At 45.4% G+C, this 20,285-nt stretch carries 22 protein-coding genes and 1 other RNA gene; 9 read left to right on the top strand and 14 right to left on the bottom strand.

The genetic code is table 11. The annotated features are described in order from the left end of the window. Nucleotides 1-29 precede the first annotated feature (29 nt). From era to rpoE, 8 genes are all read right to left on the bottom strand, one after another. Nucleotides 30-992, bottom strand: a complete 963-nt coding sequence (gene era / locus LIX84_RS09195; RefSeq protein ID WP_006743309.1) for a GTPase Era — start codon at nucleotides 990-992, stop codon at nucleotides 30-32. Continuing rightward, nucleotides 985-1,662 carry a ribonuclease III gene (gene rnc / locus LIX84_RS09200; protein ID WP_005393907.1) on the bottom strand — a complete coding sequence of 226 codons (678 nt, stop codon included), beginning with the start codon at nucleotides 1,660-1,662 and terminating at the stop codon, nucleotides 985-987. The genes era and rnc overlap by 8 nt, the downstream gene beginning before the upstream one ends. A gap of 20 nt (nucleotides 1,663-1,682) precedes the next feature. Continuing rightward, the gene (gene lepB, locus LIX84_RS09205) at nucleotides 1,683-2,582 is read right to left on the bottom strand and encodes a signal peptidase I (RefSeq protein ID WP_005380933.1); all 900 of its coding nucleotides are present in this window, start codon (nucleotides 2,580-2,582) and stop codon (nucleotides 1,683-1,685) included. 104 nt (nucleotides 2,583-2,686) lie between these two features. Next, entirely contained in the window at nucleotides 2,687-4,480 is a 1,794-nt protein-coding gene (gene lepA / locus LIX84_RS09210; RefSeq protein WP_226421130.1) for a translation elongation factor 4, read from the bottom strand. A gap of 158 nt (nucleotides 4,481-4,638) precedes the next feature. Further along, a complete protein-coding gene (locus tag LIX84_RS09215) occupies nucleotides 4,639-5,109 on the bottom strand; it encodes a SoxR reducing system RseC family protein (protein ID WP_005384575.1) in 471 nt (156 codons plus the stop codon). Continuing rightward, nucleotides 5,106-6,071 carry a sigma-E factor regulatory protein RseB gene (rseB, locus tag LIX84_RS09220; RefSeq protein WP_226421131.1) on the bottom strand — a complete coding sequence of 322 codons (966 nt, stop codon included), beginning with the start codon at nucleotides 6,069-6,071 and terminating at the stop codon, nucleotides 5,106-5,108. Before rseB ends, LIX84_RS09215 begins: the two co-directional genes overlap by 4 nt. Then, entirely contained in the window at nucleotides 6,068-6,694 is a 627-nt protein-coding gene (locus tag LIX84_RS09225; protein ID WP_046875100.1) for a sigma-E factor negative regulatory protein, read from the bottom strand. The genes rseB and LIX84_RS09225 overlap by 4 nt, the downstream gene beginning before the upstream one ends. Nucleotides 6,695-6,720: 26 nt before the next feature. Beyond that, complete coding sequence (gene rpoE / locus LIX84_RS09230) at nucleotides 6,721-7,299, bottom strand: RNA polymerase sigma factor RpoE (protein WP_005380946.1); 579 nt, start codon at nucleotides 7,297-7,299, stop codon at nucleotides 6,721-6,723. 553 nt (nucleotides 7,300-7,852) lie between these two features. Here rpoE and nadB point away from each other — a divergent pair. Further along, a complete protein-coding gene (gene nadB / locus LIX84_RS09235; protein ID WP_031780368.1) occupies nucleotides 7,853-9,466 on the top strand; it encodes an L-aspartate oxidase in 1,614 nt (537 codons plus the stop codon). A 22-nt stretch (nucleotides 9,467-9,488) separates the two neighbouring features. On the opposite strand, the gene LIX84_RS23515 is transcribed toward nadB, so the two are convergent. Together LIX84_RS23515 and LIX84_RS09245 are read right to left on the bottom strand one after the other, a co-directional pair. After that, nucleotides 9,489-9,971 carry a protein YgfX gene (locus LIX84_RS23515; protein ID WP_308400457.1) on the bottom strand — a complete coding sequence of 161 codons (483 nt, stop codon included), beginning with the start codon at nucleotides 9,969-9,971 and terminating at the stop codon, nucleotides 9,489-9,491. Next, on the bottom strand, nucleotides 9,919-10,179 hold the full coding sequence (locus LIX84_RS09245) for an FAD assembly factor SdhE (protein ID WP_005393925.1): 261 nt from the start codon (nucleotides 10,177-10,179) through the stop codon (nucleotides 9,919-9,921). Before LIX84_RS09245 ends, LIX84_RS23515 begins: the two co-directional genes overlap by 53 nt. A gap of 189 nt (nucleotides 10,180-10,368) precedes the next feature. Here LIX84_RS09245 and ygfZ point away from each other — a divergent pair, with 189 nt between their 5' ends. From ygfZ to LIX84_RS09260, 3 genes are all read left to right on the top strand, one after another. Continuing rightward, nucleotides 10,369-11,337, top strand: coding sequence for a tRNA-modifying protein YgfZ (ygfZ, locus tag LIX84_RS09250; RefSeq protein ID WP_226421132.1), 969 nt, complete (start codon nucleotides 10,369-10,371; stop codon nucleotides 11,335-11,337). After that, a complete protein-coding gene (locus tag LIX84_RS09255; RefSeq protein ID WP_031780369.1) occupies nucleotides 11,330-11,803 on the top strand; it encodes an aminoacyl-tRNA deacylase in 474 nt (157 codons plus the stop codon). The genes ygfZ and LIX84_RS09255 overlap by 8 nt, the downstream gene beginning before the upstream one ends. A gap of 640 nt (nucleotides 11,804-12,443) precedes the next feature. Then, nucleotides 12,444-12,650 carry a DUF1107 domain-containing protein gene (locus LIX84_RS09260; RefSeq protein WP_005380970.1) on the top strand — a complete coding sequence of 69 codons (207 nt, stop codon included), beginning with the start codon at nucleotides 12,444-12,446 and terminating at the stop codon, nucleotides 12,648-12,650. A gap of 65 nt (nucleotides 12,651-12,715) precedes the next feature. Here the strand turns inward: LIX84_RS09260 and LIX84_RS09265 are convergent, their stop codons facing one another. From LIX84_RS09265 to LIX84_RS09275, 3 genes are read right to left on the bottom strand one after another with little or no spacing between them, the layout of a single operon-like run. Next, a complete protein-coding gene (locus LIX84_RS09265) occupies nucleotides 12,716-13,924 on the bottom strand; it encodes an FAD-dependent 2-octaprenylphenol hydroxylase (RefSeq protein ID WP_005393929.1) in 1,209 nt (402 codons plus the stop codon). Nucleotides 13,925-13,955: 31 nt separating this feature from the next. Next, nucleotides 13,956-15,134 (bottom strand): 2-octaprenyl-6-methoxyphenyl hydroxylase, encoded by a 1,179-nt coding sequence (gene ubiH / locus LIX84_RS09270; RefSeq protein WP_109169432.1) that lies wholly within the window; start codon nucleotides 15,132-15,134, stop codon nucleotides 13,956-13,958. A 23-nt stretch (nucleotides 15,135-15,157) separates the two neighbouring features. Beyond that, a complete protein-coding gene (locus tag LIX84_RS09275) occupies nucleotides 15,158-15,736 on the bottom strand; it encodes a YecA/YgfB family protein (protein WP_033907447.1) in 579 nt (192 codons plus the stop codon). A gap of 249 nt (nucleotides 15,737-15,985) precedes the next feature. Between LIX84_RS09275 and LIX84_RS09280 the strand changes: the two genes are divergently transcribed. The 5 genes from LIX84_RS09280 to serA all read left to right on the top strand — a co-directional run bounded on the left by LIX84_RS09280 (nucleotide 15,986) and on the right by serA (nucleotide 19,308). Further along, nucleotides 15,986-16,294, top strand: a complete 309-nt coding sequence (locus tag LIX84_RS09280; RefSeq protein ID WP_005393932.1) for a cell division protein ZapA — start codon at nucleotides 15,986-15,988, stop codon at nucleotides 16,292-16,294. A gap of 8 nt (nucleotides 16,295-16,302) precedes the next feature. Next, nucleotides 16,303-16,487: non-coding RNA, 6S RNA (gene ssrS, locus LIX84_RS09285), on the top strand. Nucleotides 16,488-16,492: 5 nt separating this feature from the next. Further along, nucleotides 16,493-17,092, top strand: a complete 600-nt coding sequence (locus LIX84_RS09290) for a 5-formyltetrahydrofolate cyclo-ligase (protein WP_104970962.1) — start codon at nucleotides 16,493-16,495, stop codon at nucleotides 17,090-17,092. A 53-nt stretch (nucleotides 17,093-17,145) separates the two neighbouring features. Next, nucleotides 17,146-17,802 carry a ribose-5-phosphate isomerase RpiA gene (gene rpiA, locus LIX84_RS09295; protein ID WP_005380982.1) on the top strand — a complete coding sequence of 219 codons (657 nt, stop codon included), beginning with the start codon at nucleotides 17,146-17,148 and terminating at the stop codon, nucleotides 17,800-17,802. Between the two features lie 273 nt (nucleotides 17,803-18,075). Further along, nucleotides 18,076-19,308, top strand: a complete 1,233-nt coding sequence (gene serA, locus LIX84_RS09300) for a phosphoglycerate dehydrogenase (RefSeq protein WP_005393937.1) — start codon at nucleotides 18,076-18,078, stop codon at nucleotides 19,306-19,308. 60 nt (nucleotides 19,309-19,368) lie between these two features. Here the strand turns inward: serA and LIX84_RS09305 are convergent, their stop codons facing one another. Next, a complete protein-coding gene (locus LIX84_RS09305; RefSeq protein ID WP_226421133.1) occupies nucleotides 19,369-20,061 on the bottom strand; it encodes an oxidative stress defense protein in 693 nt (230 codons plus the stop codon). Between the last annotated feature and the right edge of the window lie 224 nt (nucleotides 20,062-20,285).

Raw genomic sequence — 20,285 nt, forward strand, 5'->3', positions numbered from 1 at the left:
GTTGGAGCGAAGCATCTTCGCAGCCAAGATTATAAGTCGTCGATATAACCCAACGAGCGCAGTGCTCGTTCGTCGTCTGCCCAGCCAGATTTCACTTTTACCCAGGTTTCTAGGTAAACCTTACGACCGAACAACTCTTCCATATCTAAACGCGCTTCACGACCAATGGTCTTGATCTTCTCGCCACCTTTACCAATCACCATTTTCTTCTGGCCATTACGCTCCACAAGAATCAAGGCATTGATGTGAAAACCGTCGGTTTCTGGGTTGTAATCAAAACGTTCAATCTCAACCGTTACCGAGTATGGCAATTCTTCACCTGTGAAACGCATTAACTTTTCACGCACAATTTCAGATGCCATAAAGCGCTGAGAGCGATCAGTCACGTATTCTTCTGGGAAGTGATGCGTTGCTTTAGGTAAGTGATTACGCACGTGCTTACGCAGTACATCAATGTTCTTCCCTTGCTTCGCAGAGATTGGCACAACGTCAACGAAGTCCATCTTTTTAGACATCTCAGCCATGTGTAGCATCACTTCGTTACGATCTTGCACGTTGTCGACTTTATTGACACAAAGCACAACTGGGAAGTTCGATTTTTGAAGCTTAGTTAGCACCATCTCATCGTCTTTGGTCCAATGCGTACCATCGACTAAGAAGAACACTAGGTTTACATCACTTAGAGATGAGTTAGCCGCACGGTTCATCAGGCGGTTAATCGCACGCTTTTCTTCAATGTGAAGTCCTGGCGTGTCGACGTAAATCGCTTGGTAATCGCCATCCGTGTCCACGCCCATAATGCGGTGGCGTGTTGTTTGCGGCTTACGTGAGGTGATCGAAATCTTCTGACCCAAGATTTTGTTCAGAAGTGTCGACTTACCTACATTTGGGCGACCAACAATAGCAATGAAGCCACAGTGCTGGTTTTCTGGCGAGCTTGGCTCACCTTGTGATGCGAAAAACGCATCGATATCGAATTCGTTATCAGCCATTTGTTAATTGCTCAAGTGCTGTTTCAGCGGCCGCTTGTTCTGCCTTGCGGCGGCTGGTGCCTTTCCCGATTACAGGCTTGTCCACACCTGCTACTTCACACTCAACCGTAAACTCTTGGTTGTGCGCTTCACCTTTAATATTAGTCACTGTGTACACAGGCAGCGGTTTTCTTCTGCCTTGTAGGAACTCTTGTAGGCGAGTTTTCGGATCTTTTTGTGAGACGCCAGGTTTAATGGCTTCAAGGCGTGAGTTGTACCAACTCAGTACAATGCCTCGCACGACTTCAAGATCGCTGTCTAGGTAAATTGCGCCAATAATGGCTTCAACCGCATCGGCTAAAATAGAGTCTCGGCGGAAACCGCCACTCTTCAATTCACCTGGACCTAATTTTAAATAATCTCCTAGATCGAATTCACGACCCAGTTCCGCCAATGTATGTCCACGAACCAAAGTAGCACGCATACGGCTCATGTCACCCTCGTTCACTTTCGGGAAACGATGGTACAGATCATCAGCGATGACAAAACTTAAAATTGAATCGCCCAGAAACTCAAGACGTTCATTATGCTTACTGTTGGCGCTGCGGTGAGTCAGCGCCAAGTTGATAAGCCCGGCATCTTGAAACTGGTAGCCGAGCTTTCTCTCTAGTTTATCAATTGGAGAATTCATACTCTCTCGATATAAAATGGTTAGTGAATACCACCGATGCGGTTAAAACGCACACCAGTTGGAATCCATGAAGGTAGAACGCTATCTGCGCCACGATCAAACTCGAAGCTGATCCAAATGGCGACAGCTTTGCCGACTAAGTTTGCTTCAGGAACGAAGCCCCAGTAACGGCTGTCAGCACTGTTGTCACGGTTATCACCCATCACAAAGTACTGACCTTGTGGTACAACCCACTCTGTCGTGCCGCTACGTGGGAAGTATTGCTCCACACGGTTACGAACAAGAGGGTTAACCAAAATATTGTGCTCCACGTTACCCAATTTTTCATCCAGTTGGATCATTGGAATACCGTTCGAGCTAAACTGACTTTCTTCAACATTGCTCAGTTTAACTGGTTTACACGCCGATTCACCTTGGCTTTGCACGCAAAGCTGCTTATCACTTGAATAACGCACGATATCACCAGGCAAACCAACAACACGCTTAATGTAATCCACACTTGGTTGTGGCGGGTATTTGAATACCACGATATCACCACGCTCAGGTTTACCTGTTTCAACTAACTGCGTGCGCCATACCGGATCTTTCAAGCCATAGGCGTATTTTTCTACCAAGATAAAGTCACCCACCAACAAAGTCGGCATCATTGAGCCTGATGGGATTTGAAATGGTTCGTAGATAAAAGAACGCAATACTAAAACGAACGCAATCACAGGAAAAATTGAGACGCTATTTTCAACCCACCAAGGCTGACGCTCAACTTTTTGCAAGGTCACTGCATCCAAACCATTAGACGTCTGAGCTTGAATCTCCGCCAGTTTTTCCTGACGCTTTTTCGCGAAAACCAGCTTTTCCAATAGCCAAACCACGCCAGTTACCAAAGTCGCAATAACCAGCATCAGTGAGAATGTATTCGCCATTAAATTCCCTTATCTAAAAATACGAAAGTGAAAGAGCCGAAACCCTTTCACTTATTTTAATATCTAACGTCTTAAGACCGACAAGTGTGAGACAAAGTTCAACCTTAGTCTTTACCTACGTGAAGGATGGCTAGGAACGCTTCTTGAGGCAGCTCAACGTTACCGATCTGCTTCATGCGCTTCTTACCTTCTTTCTGTTTCTTCAGAAGTTTCTTCTTACGACTTACGTCACCGCCGTAACATTTCGCGATTACGTTCTTACGCAGCTGTTTTACAGTTGAACGTGCGATAATGTGGTTACCAATCGCTGCTTGGATTGCGATATCAAACATTTGGCGAGGGATAAATTCTTTCATCTTCTCTACCAGCTGACGACCGCGAGTCTGAGACTGGTCTTTGTGTGTGATCATCGCCAATGCATCAACGGTGTCACCGTTCAGAAGAACGTCTACACGTACCATATTCGAAGCTTCAAAACGCTGGAAGTTGTAATCCAAAGACGCATAACCACGAGATGTCGATTTCAGACGGTCGAAGAAATCCAGTACCACTTCGGCCATTGGAATATCGTAAGTCACGGCAACCTGGTTACCGTGGTAAACCATATCGACCTGAGTACCACGCTTTTCAACACACAGCGTGATCACGTTACCTAGGTACTCTGAAGGCACAAGGATATTACAACGCGCAATCGGTTCACGAATTTCTTCAATATCATTGATCGCTGGTAGTTTTGCTGGGCTATCAACATACAGCAGATCGCCATCCGTCTTCTCAACTTCGTAAACTACCGTTGGTGCTGTGGTGATAAGATCCAAGTCGTATTCACGCTCTAGACGCTCTTGGATGATTTCCATGTGCAACATGCCAAGGAAACCACAACGGAAACCAAAGCCTAGTGCTGCAGAGTTTTCTGGCTCGTAGAATAGCGATGCGTCGTTTAGGCTTAATTTGCCCAGCGCATCACGGAAGTTCTCGTAATCGTCAGAAGATACCGGGAACAGACCTGCGTAAACCTGAGGTTTAACTTTCTTAAAGCCTGGTAGCGGTTTTTCACAGCCATTCTTAGCCATAGTCAGCGTATCACCAACTGGTGCGCCAAGGATGTCTTTAATACCACAAACCACCCAACCTACTTCACCAGTACGAAGGATGTCGGTATCTACTTGTTTTGGCGTAAAAATACCAAGACGGTCTACACCCCAAACTTGACCCGTGCTCATCACTTTGATCTTGTCGTTCTTCTTCAGTTCGCCGTTTTTAATACGTACTAGAGAAACAACGCCAAGATAGTTATCAAACCATGAGTCAATGATCAGCGCTTGTAATGGCGCATCTGGGTCACCTTCCGGTGCTGGAATCGCCGATACGATGTTCTCTAGAACGTCATCAACACCGATGCCTGTCTTCGCAGAACAGCGGGTTGCTTCCATTGCATCGATACCAACGATTTCTTCAATTTCTTCTGCCACGCGCTCAGGATCGGCTGCTGGTAGGTCAATCTTGTTCAAGATTGGCACAACCTCTAGATCCATCTCAATCGCGGTGTAACAGTTAGCCAGTGTTTGAGCCTCAACACCTTGACCCGCATCTACAACCAATAACGCACCTTCACAAGCCGCTAGAGAACGTGATACTTCATATGCAAAGTCAACGTGCCCCGGAGTATCGATGAAGTTCAGCTGATACGTTTCACCGTCTTTAGCGGTGTAGTTTAGCGTCACACTCTGAGATTTGATGGTGATACCACGCTCACGTTCAAGATCCATAGAATCCAGAACCTGTGCGGCCATTTCACGATCGGTTAACCCGCCACAAACTTGGATTAGACGGTCTGATAGGGTCGACTTACCATGGTCGATGTGGGCGATAATCGAAAAGTTACGAATGTGCTTCATAGATTTAGGGTGACTAACTCTTTACAAATAGGGACAGTAAGAAACGCCATCTACTGACGGCATTTCAATCAAGTTGGCAGATTCTACCGAATTTCGTTAACGGGCGCACGTAATTTAAAGTACATACCCAAATAACCTTAAGTGGAGGGGGACAGCGCTTACTGGATTGGCTCCCCAAGTACCCTAACAAGGGTAACTTGGCGCTTGGATTCATCCTCTAACGGACGAGAAACACGTTTTGCGATCCACATTCCACCAGCTGCAAATAATACTGATGCCAATATGATGATACCTTCCCCGCCCGCGGTCAGCGGCGCTAATAGGAAGTGACCAAACATCGCACCGATAATCAAACCAAACAACGGCAGTAAATAAACCGCCATTGCTGATTTTATCAGACTCGACTCAGGAAAGCCTATCTCAACGACTTGACCTATCTTCACTGATTTATCCGTGCGCAGGTGCCAAGATAAACTCTTGTTACCAATGGCTTTAGTCACAACGCCCGTTCCACAGCTTTTCTGTGAAGAGCAACTACTGCAACTGGTCTGCTGTTCGCAGCTTAAATCAATTTCGTATTGTTTACCGCGACGATGTACGTCTGTCACAGTAGCCAACGCGGTCATCATTGTTGTTTACTCTTTGTTACATTAAATGTGACAGATTGGGCGATACGTTGTGCTGTGGTCGGCGGAATGTCTCCAACTACGGAGATTTCATGTTGACCGCTCACAAAACTATGCAGCGTTCTTCGGCCTTGGCGAACCAACTGACCTTTTAACGAATGCTCATCTTTGTTTGCTACGTAAACAGAGAAGCTAAACAGACCATCAGAATACAGCTGACTCTCCACCATTTGATTGGTAACAGCCATGCGGTAGCGGTTCAGCTCGTTCGGTTCGAAACCTTCAGGGATCCAACCTACCTGCCAATTGCTGGTTCCAATATCGCCTTTTGGCATGGTGAGAACAGCTGGTAATTGAACATCTTGTAGGCCACTCATTAACTCTGCGATTTTTGGATTCACCGTGTAAGAAATAGTGCGATATTGTTCAAGCATCTCACCATCACGGTCCACAAGGTCGGCACGTAACGGCAATTTACTCTTTTCATCGATCCATAGTACGTATGAATAGCGCAGACCGTCTTTAGGGACGACACGCAGCACTTGTGTTGCTACACCTGCTTCACGAGCTCTACCCACTTTTACATAGTCGTAATACAAGTTTAGCTCATCGATATTGGTATTGAGCATAGGCATGGTCGGAGCGACCATTTTACCTGACTCGATGGTGAATGGTTCTAAACCCGTTTCGATATAGCTTACTTCTGTGCCGCGACGAATCACTTCGCGTACAGGGCCACTTAAATAGACAAGATGAGCATATTGATCGTCACCATTCGTCGCATGACGATACAGCAACGGCTCAATGCTGTTCTTTTTGATAAGGATATAAGAGAGTTCGTAACTTAAATTCTTACTCGCCTCGCTCATTTGATGCAATAAAGCCTCCGCTGGCTTATCACCAGCAAAGGCTTGAGAAGACATCATACTGAACAGAGCGCAAGCGCTGATCAGAAATTTTTTCATTCAATATCCGGATTCAGATTTGCATCTTGTTGAGATGCATCACTGTTAATTCGTAACTGCAATTCATAGTCTCGCAGCATAGCATGAACACGCTTACGTTGCTCTTGCATATTTGCTTCACCTACAGAACGCTCAACAGACTCACGAGTTAAACTCACAGGCTCTGCGCTGCCAGCAAACGGAACTGTCTGCAACACAGGCAATTGGTCTGTTTGCGGCGACATTGAATCGCTACCACCGTACTGCTGTACACCTAAAATAACGACAAGCGATACACATGCAGCAACAGCAACTTGACCAAACTGTGTCAACCAACCTGGCAACTGACGTTTTGCTTTTTGCGGTTCTGGTTGTGACTCTTTTGGCGTATCAGCAATTGAGATAACATTTGCACCGTGCGAATCAAACGCACGATGTGCAGGTTCATCTTCTAACGCTAACGCCACGCTTTCAGCAATATTCCACTCAGGTTTTGCTGGCGCTTCGCCTCGCATCACATCACCAATCAGGTGATAGTTCTGCCAAGCATCACGGCTCTCTTGGTCTTGCTCTAACTCTTGAATTAAAGCCTTATCGACCAATTCTCCATCCATGAGAGCTGAAAGTTTTTCTTTGTCAGCCATTATTTTCACCATAGTTATTACTTGTACTAGCGTTGCAAAAGAGGTCTGATTTTCTTTTCCACCGCCTCACGAGCACGGAAGATACGCGATCGTACCGTTCCTACCGGGCAATCCATCACTTCTGCAATTTCTTCATAACTCAAGCCATCGAGCTCTCGTAATGTCATTGCGGTTTTTAAATCTTCAGGTAAAGCTTCGATTGCACTGAACACCACCCGTTGCAATTCTTTGGACAACGTTAAGTTCTCAGGGTTCGATATTTCTTTAAGTGCACTACCTGTTTCGTAAAATTCAGCATCTTCAGCATCGACATCTGTCGCTGGAGGTCTACGCCCTTGAGCAACAATGTGATTTTTCGCAGTATTCACTGCAATGCGATACAGCCACGTATAAAACGCACTTTCCCCACGAAAGCTGGGAATAGCTCGGTAAGCTTTAATAAACGCTTCTTGTGCTACATCTGGTACATCGCCAGGATTACTAACGTATCTGGAAATAAGATTACATACCTTGTTCTGGTACTTCGTTACCAGCAGGTTGAATGCTTGCTTATCGCCATTCTGAACTCGCTCAATCAATACTTGATCGGTCAGCTGCTCGTTCATTCGAGCGGATACTCCTATTTGTTATGCCCCTACTCTTCTCAGATATGGGTACTAATTATGCAAAACGTAGTATTGACACCACTGCTTACTTGAGCACTATTGTGACCCTAACGTGAATGAGAAAGTTCCATGGTTTCTCAAGTTTTTTGTCATTGTTTTTTCACAGTGTGATGTCTATACCCAAATGACCACCGTTGCCTGACTTTAGTCTAAGTTTGACAAGCGAGCATCTTGAGGGGAAATGGGTATAATGAATGATCTCTGTCCCAGATTGTGCTGGGTCGAGCATGGAAAAGCAATGGCATTGACAAACTATTACTTTTCATTTGCATGGCTAATGGCTATCTGAACACCGCGTTACAAATATAACTTAGGAAGCATGCTCATGCTCTGCATGAAAAAGAAGAGTGGCTCAGTCACCGCAGTAACACGGATGTCGATAGGTCTCCCAACTTAGCCCTTAGCGACAGGTGTCGCGATAATGGAATGCACATGGTGTGCAAATAATACACAAGGTGACTTTGTTACCTTAGCTTGGGATTATAAAAGTTATATGAACACAAATCGTGAACATGAGTGTGATGTGTTAGTGGTAGGGAGTGGCGCGGCTGGTTTGTCGTTGGCTTTGCGCGTTGCTAACCACTGTAAAGTGATGGTGCTGAGTAAAGGGCCACGCAGCGAAGGGGCGACCTATTATGCCCAGGGTGGTATTGCTGCCGTATTTGATGAGTCAGACACCATTGATTCACACGTTGAAGACACGCAAATCGCCGGCGATGGTATTTGTGACGAAGATACCGTGAGGTTCATTGCTGAACACTCAAAAGAGTGCGTACAGTGGTTGATCGACGGTGGTGTCCCATTTGATCGTGAAGAGGATGACTCTGACGATGAGCCTCGTTATCACTTAACTCGTGAAGGTGGCCATAGCCGTCGTCGTATTCTTCACGCGGCAGATGCAACAGGTATGGCGATGCAAACCTCTCTGCAAGATAACGCTCACAACCATCCAAACATTCATGTTCTCGAACGTCACAATGCGCTGGACTTAATCACCGAAGACAAAATTGGCGGTGATAAAAACAAAGTTATCGGTGCTTATATCTGGAACCGCAACGAAGAGCATGTTGAAACCGTGCGGGCCAAATTTGTGGTTCTCGCTACAGGTGGCGCTTCAAAAGTTTATCAATACACCTCTAACCCAGATGTTTCGTCTGGTGATGGTATTGCCATTGCTTGGCGTGCAGGGTGTCGTGTGGCAAATATGGAGTTTAACCAGTTCCACCCGACGTGTTTATACCACCCCGAGGCGCGTAACTTCTTGTTGACCGAAGCGTTACGTGGTGAAGGAGCTTACCTGCGTCGTCCAGATGGTTCTCGCTTTATGCCAGATTTCGATGAGCGTAAAGAGCTTGCTCCGCGTGACGTCGTGGCTCGTGCTATCGACTTCGAAATGAAGCGTTTGGGTGCCGACTGTATGTACCTCGACATCAGTCACAAACCTGCTGACTTTATTACTAAGCACTTCCCAACCATTTATTCACGTTTGATGGACTTGGGCATTGACATGACCAAAGAGCCAATCCCAATCGTACCTGCTGCGCACTACACTTGCGGCGGTGTCATGGTGGATAGAAATGGCTGCACCGATCTGAAAAATTTGTATGCGATTGGTGAAGTTAGCTACACCGGGCTGCATGGTGCTAACCGCATGGCATCAAATTCACTTCTCGAATGCGTGGTTTATGCTTGGTCTGCGGCAAAAGATATTCTAAAACATCACACTAACGTTGAGCTACCCTCACAGGTGCCATGTTGGGATGAAAGCAAAGTAACCAATAGTGATGAAGAAGTGATCATTCAGCACAACTGGCACGAGCTTCGTCTGTTTATGTGGGACTACATGGGCATTGTGCGAACTGACAAGCGTTTAGAGCGCGCCTTACGCCGTATCCAACTGTTGCAACAAGAAACACACGAGTACTACAGCAATTTCCGCGTGTCGAACAATTTATTAGAACTGCGTAACCTTTTACAAGTAGCAGAGCTGATGGTTCGTTGTGCGATGCAGCGTAAAGAGAGTCGAGGTTTGCACTACACGCTTGATTATCCGAACCAACTGGAAAACAGCGGACCAACGATTTTGGTCCCAGCTAAACAGCTTTAACTTTACCAAGTAAACTATTACATCAACAGGGAGCATTGGCTCCCTGTTTCATTTCCCACTGGCGTAATACTAAAGATAATTGACGATACTGCTCATCGTCACAGCTATCACGCCAAATCGTGACGCTACGGCCAGACTGCAATCGAAATGTTATCTTGAATGGCAATGTCGATGTATCGATTCGTTGTAACTGATCCTTTTCAGACTCAAGAGCCGCCGAACATTCACTATACTCAAGGGCCTCAAACCTAACCGAGCCATCGCAATGCACATACCAATAACCCTGACTTGTCGGTTTAACAAAGCCTTGGCTCAATAGTGCCTTAACAATCATTAATAACAAATAAATCGATAATACGAGAGGGATGCTAGAGAGGGTAACGGCCCAAGTCATCAGTAAGAAAAGTATTACATTGAGAACTCGGGCGGTCAGAGAGGGAGAAGCGGTAAAATTAACGAACTTTGCTGAGGTTATGGGCGACAATTTTATCAACCATTGCAGCATGACCTAAGTTTTCGCTGCGGCCATGCCCCATTATCCAAGTAAACAGATCAGGATCATCGCATTCAAGTAAAGAAACAAAGTCACGCTGCTCTTGTTCACTCAGAGTATCAAAGCACTCTTCAAAAAACGGCATAATTACTACGTCAAGCTCAAGCATGCCTCGACGACAAGCCCATTTAATACGCGCTTTTTCTTCCGGAGTGTACATTCACTATTCCTTCATAGATGTCTTGTTGTTAGTGCGGAGTGTAACAAGGGATGTGCTACGTCACTAGTGTGCGGGTCACAATACGATAGTGAAAGCAGACAAATGTTGATTCGTAAATCGCTCCCCTAGTATCTCAAGGTTATTTGGGTATAACATAGCGGAAAAATATCTTCAAAAGGCATTGTAATTATGGAATGGCAAACTCGTTTTTCAGCACTACCTCTCTCAACTCAAGACGCACTTCCAGAGTTATCTATCTCGCTGCTGGACAATTTCGGCATGATCACCATGGTCGGTGACGATAAAAAATCATACTTACAAGGTCAGGTTACCTGCGATGTCGTTTCTTTAGAACAAGACCAATCAACATTAGGCGCACATTGTGATGCGAAAGGTAAAGTGTGGAGTGTGTTCCGCCTTTTCCATCACCACGATGGCTACGGCATGATACAACCAAAATCGGCGATTAACGTAGAACTTAGCGAAATAAAAAAATACGCCATTTTCTCTAAAGTAACGATTGAAGCTTCTGATGAAGTTATCTTAGGTGTTGCAGGCGTCAAAGCCGACGAGCTTATTTCTTCAATGAGCAAAACGACTGGCAGCGTTCGCCCTGTTGAAGGCGGCACCGCGGTACAAGTTTCACAAAACCGCTGGCTAATGATATTAAGTGCGCCAGCTGCGCAACAAGTCGTTGAAAATACAGATGCTGCCCTTACGACAAATGAGCTTTGGAATCGTTTCGACATTGAAGCTGGTTTACCATTTGTCTCTGCATCCGCGCAGAATGCTCACATTCCACAAGCACTCAACGTGCAAGCTTTAGGAGGCATTAGCTTCACAAAGGGCTGCTACACAGGACAAGAAACGGTAGCACGAGCTAAGTATCGCGGTACAAATAAACGTGCGATGTACATCGTAAAAGGGGCAACTTCTGCTCCATTCAGTGACGAGCCAATTGAGCTCGAACGCAGCGTAGGTGAAAACTGGCGTTCAGTGGGTGCTTTATTAAACCACTACCAATTCAGCGACAATCACGCGATTGGCCTGATCGTACTGCCCAATAATCTCGATGAAGACACTCGTCTTCGTTTGGTTGCTCAACCAGAATGTGAATGGACAATCGAATCACTGCCTTACAGCCTTGATGATGAGTAATACAATCAATACTCCTTTGATGCAATTTCTCACAGACCAACACATTCCGTTTCGTCTGTTACCGCATCAAAGACCAGCAACCACTATTGAGGATGCCGCGCAACAACGCGGCATTCGCCCTTCTCAAATGGTGAAAGCAATCTTGCTACGAGACATGGGTAATCAATATGCTCTCGCCTGTGCGCCTGGTGATCGTAGTGTCGATCCCAAAAAAGTGCGCTCATTACTGCAATGCCGCCGGATGACTTGCGTTGATCAAGCCGACGTTGAGGCCATCACGGGTTACAAAATTGGTACTGTCACTCCACTATTACTCAAACGACACATGCCGATCGTGTTCGATCCTAGCTTACTAGAAGAACAGGAAGTCACGATCAGCAGTGGCGATCGCATGGCTGGACTGGCGCTTTCTATCCAAGATCTTATCCAATTGTGTCAGCCGACCGTAGCTGAGATCTGTCGTTAATCGTCTAAAAATAATGTAATAGCACGTAGTGTTTCTATCATCACGTGATCTCGCTCATATCTACAAAAATAGACGATGGAATTTTTAATCACATATAAAACATAAATAGTCACAAGAATAAAACTCGTATATGCTGAATTTGTTGGTTAAGTTTCAAACAAGCACTTAACCAACATAAAGTGAATCAGCTGACTGAATGACAGTATTCATACCGTCAGCTGTCCACTTTTGTGTAATGCATCTGTGACTATTCGCCCGCTGAAGCGGGCTTTTTTTTTGTACGGAACTTTTTTCTCTTCCTCTTTCTCTAACCGTTAGGACGTAAAGTTTGTTCTGTTGGATACCACCTTAATAGAAACAATTAGCAAACAATCATTTTCGTTCTATTCTTAATTCTGTAACAAAACTATTGCTTAATGCGTAACGTAAAAAGGAGTGTATTGTCGTAAGGGTTCCTTGAACGGTGATTTTTTGGGGTAATCCTCACGCTATTTAAGAGATGATACTGTCAAATTGTCTAAGACAACACAAATCTCTGACGCAACACCCTACATCTGTATTTAATACTATGGCTGTCACAATAATTTTCGCGTCCAAAACGTAGAATACCTAGGCTAGGTTAGATAAAAGGAAAGTAAATATGAGACTGTTTAAGCGCTATACACCAAGTATGATTGCTAAACATATAAGTCGTCTTTTTAAAGGAAGAATTTATATTTACGGGGTCGGTAGATTCGAGTTTGATAACGGCAAGTTAATACTGCCGGAGAAAGCAGAGCAACGCCATTTCCGAGCGGTCAAAGAGATCAACCAAGAAATAATGAAACTCCGATGCGCATATGCTTAGCAAAACGTTGATAAAACAAAGGCTGGATTAACCAGCCTTTTGTGTATTTGAAGTTCGCTTTACACCTACTGACGTGCCAGATCCGGCAGATGACCTTTTAGACCAAGCGCACGCTTCATGATCTCATCTTTCGCTCCCGGCAATTGACCCGCTAAACTCAAACCAATGCCACGAACCAGCTTCTTAGCAGGATTCTCTCCAGAGAACAGGTCTCGGAACCCTTGCATTGCAGCGATCATCTTTGCTGCTTCCGCTTTGCGCCAACGCTCATAACCTCTTAGATTGCGTTTGCTGCCAATATCTTGGCCTTGCTTCCATAGCGCTAACACCTCTTGAGCGAGGCTGGCTGCATCTAATAAACCTAAATTCACACCCTGCCCCGCTAGTGGGTGAATTGTATGGGCTGCATCGCCAACCAGCGCGACTCGCTCCACAACAAAATCTCGCGCATAACGCATTTTCAGAGGAAACGCGGCACGCTCTCCCACGACTTCACATAGACCAAGTCGTGTATCAAATTCGCTCGTCAATGCTTTGTTGAAATCATGCTCACTCATTGCCAATAACTGCTCTGCACGATTTGGCTCAGTGGACCAAACAATAGAGCACATATCTGGTTGCGACATTGGCAAAAACGCCAATGGCCCTTGAGGAGTAAAAATCTGTCGTGCAATGCTATTGTGCGGAGCAGCGGTTTTAACATTCGCGACCAGAGCATGATGTCCATAATCCCAATGCGTTAACGGAATATCCATTTGATGACGAAGCCACGAGTTTGCCCCATCGGCTCCGACCACTAACTTAGCCGTCATGGCTTGACCATTGTCGAGCGTCAACCAACTTTCTTGTTCGCCCACCGCTAAGGTCGCGCAACGTGCAGGCATAAACATAGTGACGTTATCGAGCTTTTGGACTTGTTCGAGCAGTGCGAGTTGAATCACTCGATTCTCAACAATATGCCCTAAATCAGGTTGTGCCATGCTTTGTGCATTGAACTCAATACTAGCGAAGCTATCTTGCTCCCACACTTCCATTCCGTAGTATGGTGAAGCTCGGCGTTGCTCTATTCCCTGCCAAGCGCCAAGCTTACGCAAGATCGTCTCACTAGAACGGCTCAACGCAGACACACGCACATCAGGTAACTCTTTCAACGACTCATCTGGCACCTTGCCTTCTATTACGGCGACACGCAGATCGCTGTCCTTGAACGCGGCAGCAAGTGCCAACCCAACCATCCCTCCGCCGATGATGGCGATATCTACACTTTGCATCATTGCTTTTTATTACCTAATTCAGTGCGGCCGTTCATCGTTTTACCAAACCAAGCGTATGGCGCAGTAGCGGCTGCTTAAAAATAGAAAGGTTATCCATCGCTGCTAAGGCTGTATTTCGCCCAATTCGCATCGCGGGTAAATCATTTGAAAAAATATGCACTAAGGCACTGGTTAGCCAGATCGTTTCGCTTCGATCTGCCTCTCTACGCTGACTAAAGCGCATCAAGCCTTGATAAAGACCAACATCATCGCTTTGCTGCACGATTTCTTCTGCTAGCGAGACAACGTCGCGAATACCAAGATTAAAACCTTGTCCAGCTATCGGATGCAGCGTTTGCGCCGCATTCCCAACAATCGCAAAACGATGAGAAATATTTTGCTTTCGATGGCGAAGAAGCAATGGGTAACTCGCACGTCGTCCCACTTTTTTCATCGCGCCCAAACGCCAGCCAAAGTCTTGTTGTAAACGTTGGAGAAATGCTTGGTCAGATAACTCAAGAACTGCTTGGGCTTCCTCAGGGTGCAGACACCAAACTAAAGACATTCTATTGTCACTCATTGGCAATAAAGCTACAGGGCCATTTTCAGTAAAACGTTCAAAGGCTCTACCTTGATGAGGTTCTTGAGTAACAATATTGGCAATGACAGCCACTTGTTCAAAATCTTGCTCAGAAAGCTCTAAACCAATTTTCTGACAACAAGTCGAAACAGCACCATCGGCTGCCACCAACAGTTTTGCGTCAAGCTGCTCACCGCTTTTCAACGTAATATGGGTACAGTCTTGCTCGCGCTCGATATCGGTAACAGAGTCAGGGCAAAACAGCGTTATGGATGCGCTGCTATCTAATAATTCTTGATATACGCGACCAACATCGGCTAATTCGACAACATACCCTAGTGCTTCAACGCCAATCTCTTGCTTGGTAATTTCCGTCATCCCAGCATGAGAGCGGTCAGAAACGTGGATATGTTCAATAGGTGTGACAAACGGTTCTAATGAAGTCCAGAGCTGTAGTTGACGCAACAGATTGACAGTACCGTAAGACAATGCGATTGAGCGAGAGTCAAAACCAGGGTGCATATCTGACTGCGCTTTAAAAGGCTCAACGACGGCAATGCGGAGCTTTCCCTGAGACAAATGGTCAATCGCCAATGCTAACGTTGCACCAGCCATGGCACCACCAGCAATGACTACATCATATTGCTTCATGCTAACCTCTGGACCATCTACGATTAATGAATAGTAGGCTTTTTATCGCTACTTTCAGGGCGAACACCAAACTCAGCATGAATCGTTAGTACGCAAGCTTTGATGTGTTCAATCACTTGTTCTAGCAATTGCGCTTGTTCACCGAGGTCGTCATCTTCATCAATGCCTAATTTGGCAATCTCTTCTAGGTCAGCCAATGCTTCTTTAGCGTCATCTGACGCTTTATTTAGCGCAACACCTGCTAGACCTAACCCAGAAATAAAGTGGTTTACGAAATCGGACACGCTGTCAGCCAACGCGAATAAGCCTTCTTCTCCCGGCTCATCTGGCAATAATAAAGACAGCTCCATCGACGTGCCCGTGAGTTCATTGACAGTAACGGTGAATACGCTTTGAGCAAAAGCTAGCGCAGTAGAAGGCCAACCCATACCATCATTGGTGTAGTCAAACAGAATAGGCTGCCAAGTTTGATCATTAATCGCCAATCCACCACTTAACATGCCGACAAATAAGCCATGTAATTCCGCAGGTGTTACTGCTAGGCTTGCAGATTGCAGTTCAGCAGCAATAGATTGGTATTCAGGAAGGGTGATTTCACTCATAACTTGGCTCATTCTTGCATAATAATGTATTGGTATATCCTACCATCAAGGTTAGTGGTCTGAAACGGCTATCAAATTCAATTTTGAACAGCATTTGCTCAATTTGCCCAATTCCTGTGTGATCTCGTCATCATTTCTCTTTCTGTGATGGGAAATGCTTGAATCTTAATAGCGGTTTTCCTATAGTTTGCTCCTCGGTAGTTGTATGAAGCAACACCTTAGATAGCGCGAATATAGAGTTTATTCATCATGAGCAATCAAGCGATCGACGTTGAAATATTAGGCAAAGTTACACGAGTGAATTGTCCGACAGGACAAGAAGAGTCTCTTGTTGCAGCGGCAAAAGATCTGGATCGCCGATTGAAAGAAATGAGCGAACGTACTAAGGTAACCAATGAAATCCAACTGCTGACCTTCGCTGCATTGAATATTTGTTATGAGTTGCACACCAAGTCATACGAATCAAACGGTCAACAGCAAGAAATTACTGAGCGAATGGAAAAGCTCACTGCGTCTCTTGAGAACGCACTAAGCAAAGTTACGCAAGGACAGCAGTAAATACAAAATTTACCCTGGGGTGTGCGTCAGCAGGATTTAAGTCCCTGAGCCGATAAGCAATACCTAAGGGTTAGTATTTGGTAACTATTGAGCAAGCTCGGCATGCACCGAGAAGCCTACGGTTGTCATTGCTGATCCGCCTTGAACCAGCTGGTTCAAGGGCCACAATCCTCAACGGCACCCTGGGGTATTCTCTCTATGTCAGACCTCTCTCGACAAGACTTTCGCAAACTGATTCGTGAAAAGCGCAACGCATTGTGTAGCGATACGCAATTCCAAGCGGGGATCGACCTTGTCACTCAGTTCTCTCAAATTCCTGAAATCCAGCAAGCACAGCATATTGCTATTTATCTTTCTGCTGACGGTGAACTTGATACCAAGCCGCTCATTGAGTGGTTGTGGCAACAGGGAAAATCGGTTTATCTACCTGTCATCCATCCGTTTTCCAAAGGTCAGTTACTGTTTCTTCTGTACGTAAGTGATGATCAATTGGTCTACAACAAATACGGCATCTTAGAGCCCAAACTAGACATCCGCCACCTCAAGCCCGTTCGTCAACTTGATATCATTTGTACACCTTTGGTTGGATTCGACAGCATCGGCCACCGCTTAGGCATGGGCGGAGGGTATTATGACCGTACCCTGTCTCATTGGTTTATAACCGGAGAAGGTGCCAAGCCTGTTGGTATCGCTCACGACTGCCAACATGTAGAACGCTTACCAATTGAAAGCTGGGACATTCCATTACCTAAGATCGTGACCCCAAGCCGAATATGGCAATGGGAAAGTGGCAAGTAAGCCGCTATAATCACGCCCGCAAACGTTAACGAACATCTATTCAGGAGATTGGCATGACTCAAGATGAAATGAAAAAAGCGGCTGGTTGGGCAGCACTAAAATATGTTGAGAAAGGCAGCATTGTCGGTGTTGGTACTGGCTCTACCGTGAATCACTTCATCGATGCACTAGGCACTATCAAAGACGATATTAAAGGTGCAGTGTCTAGCTCTGTCGCTTCAACTGAGCGCCTTAAAGAGCTTGGTATTGAAGTATACGAGTGTAACGACGTAATGAAGCTGGATGTGTATGTTGATGGCGCAGACGAAATTAACCCAGCACGTGAAATGATCAAAGGCGGCGGCGCGGCTCTGACTCGTGAGAAAATTGTCGCGGCAATCTCTGATAAGTTCGTATGTATTGTTGACGGCACCAAAGCAGTTGACGTACTAGGTCAGTTCCCACTACCTGTAGAAGTGATCCCAATGGCACGCTCTTACGTTGCGCGCGAATTAGTAAAACTGGGTGGTGACCCGGCTTACCGTGAAGGCGTTGTGACTGACAACGGCAACGTAATTCTGGATGTACACAACATGCAGATTACTAACCCGAAAGAAATGGAAGACAAAATCAACGGTATCGCGGGTGTGGTGACTGTGGGCCTTTTTGCTCACCGTGGTGCTGACGTCGTAATCACAGGTACACCAGAAGGCGCAAAAATTGAAGAATAAATAACAGCTCAAATCGACCTATCTGGTTCACTTTTCTGTTATTTCATTACATACGGTGCTGCAAGGCACCGTTTTTTATTCCTTTCTCTAAGAAAATTATCTCTTATTCCGTAATTTTCTTACCCAAAACAATTTTTTTTTGTTACTTTATTGAACAGAAGACGCACAAGGAAACGTTTGTCCTCCTACAAAACTATCAATTATCCCCTTTTTAATAGTTTTGCCCAATGTGCGCCACATTAGCCCACCTTTCCATTTTAAGGACGAGAAAAAATGGCCAAAGTTTCACTGGAAAAAGAAAAGATTAAGATCCTCTTGTTAGAGGGACTCCACCCTTCTTCAGTTGAAGTTCTTCAAGCAGCTGGTTATACCAACATTGAGTACCATAAAGGTTCCCTTCCGGAAGAAGAATTGATTGAAGCGGTTAAAGACGTGCACTTCATCGGTATTCGCTCCCGTACGAACCTATCCGAAGAGGTAATCAATGCGGCGAATAAACTGGTTGCAATTGGCTGTTTTTGTATCGGTACTAACCAAGTAAACCTAGACGCAGCAGCAAAACGCGGCATTCCTGTGTTTAATGCACCGTTCTCTAACACACGCAGTGTGGCGGAGCTGGTACTTGGTCAAATCCTACTACTTCTGCGTGGCATTCCTGAAAAGAATGCGCTTGCACATCGCGGTATTTGGAAGAAAAGTGCTGACAACTCTTACGAAGCACGTGGCAAACGTCTTGGCATTATCGGATACGGCCACATTGGTACGCAGCTAGGTATTATTGCCGAAAACTTAGGTATGCGCGTTTACTACTACGACATCGAGAACAAATTGTCCCTTGGTAATGCGACGCAAGTGCATACCATGAGTGAACTACTAAACAAGTGTGACGTAATTTCTCTGCACGTTCCTGAAACGCCAGAAACAAAAAATATGATGGGTGAAGCTGAGTTTGCTCGCATGAAACCAGGCTCAATCTTTATTAATGCAGCACGCGGCACTGTCGTGGATATTCCAGCGCTTTGCCATAGTTTAGAAGCAGGTCATATTGCGGGTGCAGCGATTGATGTATTCCCAACAGAACCGAAAACGAATGCCGACCCGTTCGAATCTCCTTTGCAGAAGTTCGATAATGTCATCCTCACTCCACACGTTGGTGGCTCAACACAAGAAGCACAAGAGAACATCGGTGTTGAGGTCGCAGGAAAACTGGCGAAGTACTCTGACAACGGCTCTACGCTTTCAAGCGTAAACTTCCCAGAGGTGTCTCTGCCAGAGCACGGTGGTGAATGCTCTCGCTTGCTTCACATCCATAAAAACCGTCCTGGTATTCTTACTCAGATCAACACCATCTTCGCGGAAGACGGTATTAACATTGCCGCACAATACCTACAAACAGCCGCTGAAATCGGCTACGTGGTGATCGATGTTGAAACCGAGCGCTCAGAAGAAGCACTAGCGAAACTGAAAAGTATTGAAGGCACTATCCGTGCTCGTATCCTTCACTAATTTGTGAAGCAGAAATAACAAAGGCAGGGAATATCCTGCCTTTTCTTTTTGCACCCAGTATTACTTCAGCTTGTAAATCACGTCAACTTGATCGCGAATAATCATGGTAGAATCCTGGTAGCTGTTTGCCCCTTCTTTACTGTCCATCGCCATCGAGCGCATTAGAACTGGCTGAACGTGCATCTGTCTGTAATTGATCTGCCAGACATCACCCAACTTTTTCTCAAAGCCAGTAGCCAATGACGCTGCTTTTTCTCGCGCATCTTGGATAGCCGCCATGCGTGCCTTTTGCTGATACTCAGCCTGGTTGCTTACCTTAAGTTGAATATTATCAACCTGATTAATCCCTGCTTCTAACGCCATATCTAGGTACTGGTTTAGGTTTTTTAGATCCGTAACCGTCACATCAATGCTACGAGAAGCGCGATAACCAACGAGCTCTGCTTTACCAGATTTAGGGTAGTGGTATTGAGGCGCAAGGTATAAATTCGAGCTGGTAACATTGTCTTTTGATAAGCCAGCATCAGACAGATTTTTCAGAAATTGCTCAACGGTTTTGTCAACTGACTGCTTGGCCTGTTCAGCAGTCATTGTCGTGTCTACCACTTTTACAGAAAACGTCGCCATATCTGGTGTAGCAATAACTTCACCATAACCCGTCGTCGTTACGTGAGCAAATTCAGGCGTGTTCGCCAACACTGAAGCACTAGTAAGGCTGAGTGCAGAAGCCAGCAAAAATGAATACAGTCTCATTCAATAAATCCATCCATACAAAAATAAAGTACTTACTCTCAGCAGAAAGGCTCAAGATTCAGACAAAACTATCACTACTGAGAAAGTGTATGGTTTCATAATAGAAACTTCTGTCGATTATCCAAGCACTCAGAATGACTTCTAACACAACTTTGACTATGTAACATTGGCGTGATTTTTCAACGAAACACTCTGTCGGCAATGACCCCATCGATGCGACAATG

It is taken from the genome of Vibrio sp. E14 (genome assembly GCF_020515785.1).
In the GTDB taxonomy this organism is placed as follows: Bacteria; Pseudomonadota; Gammaproteobacteria; order Enterobacterales; family Vibrionaceae; genus Vibrio; species Vibrio diabolicus.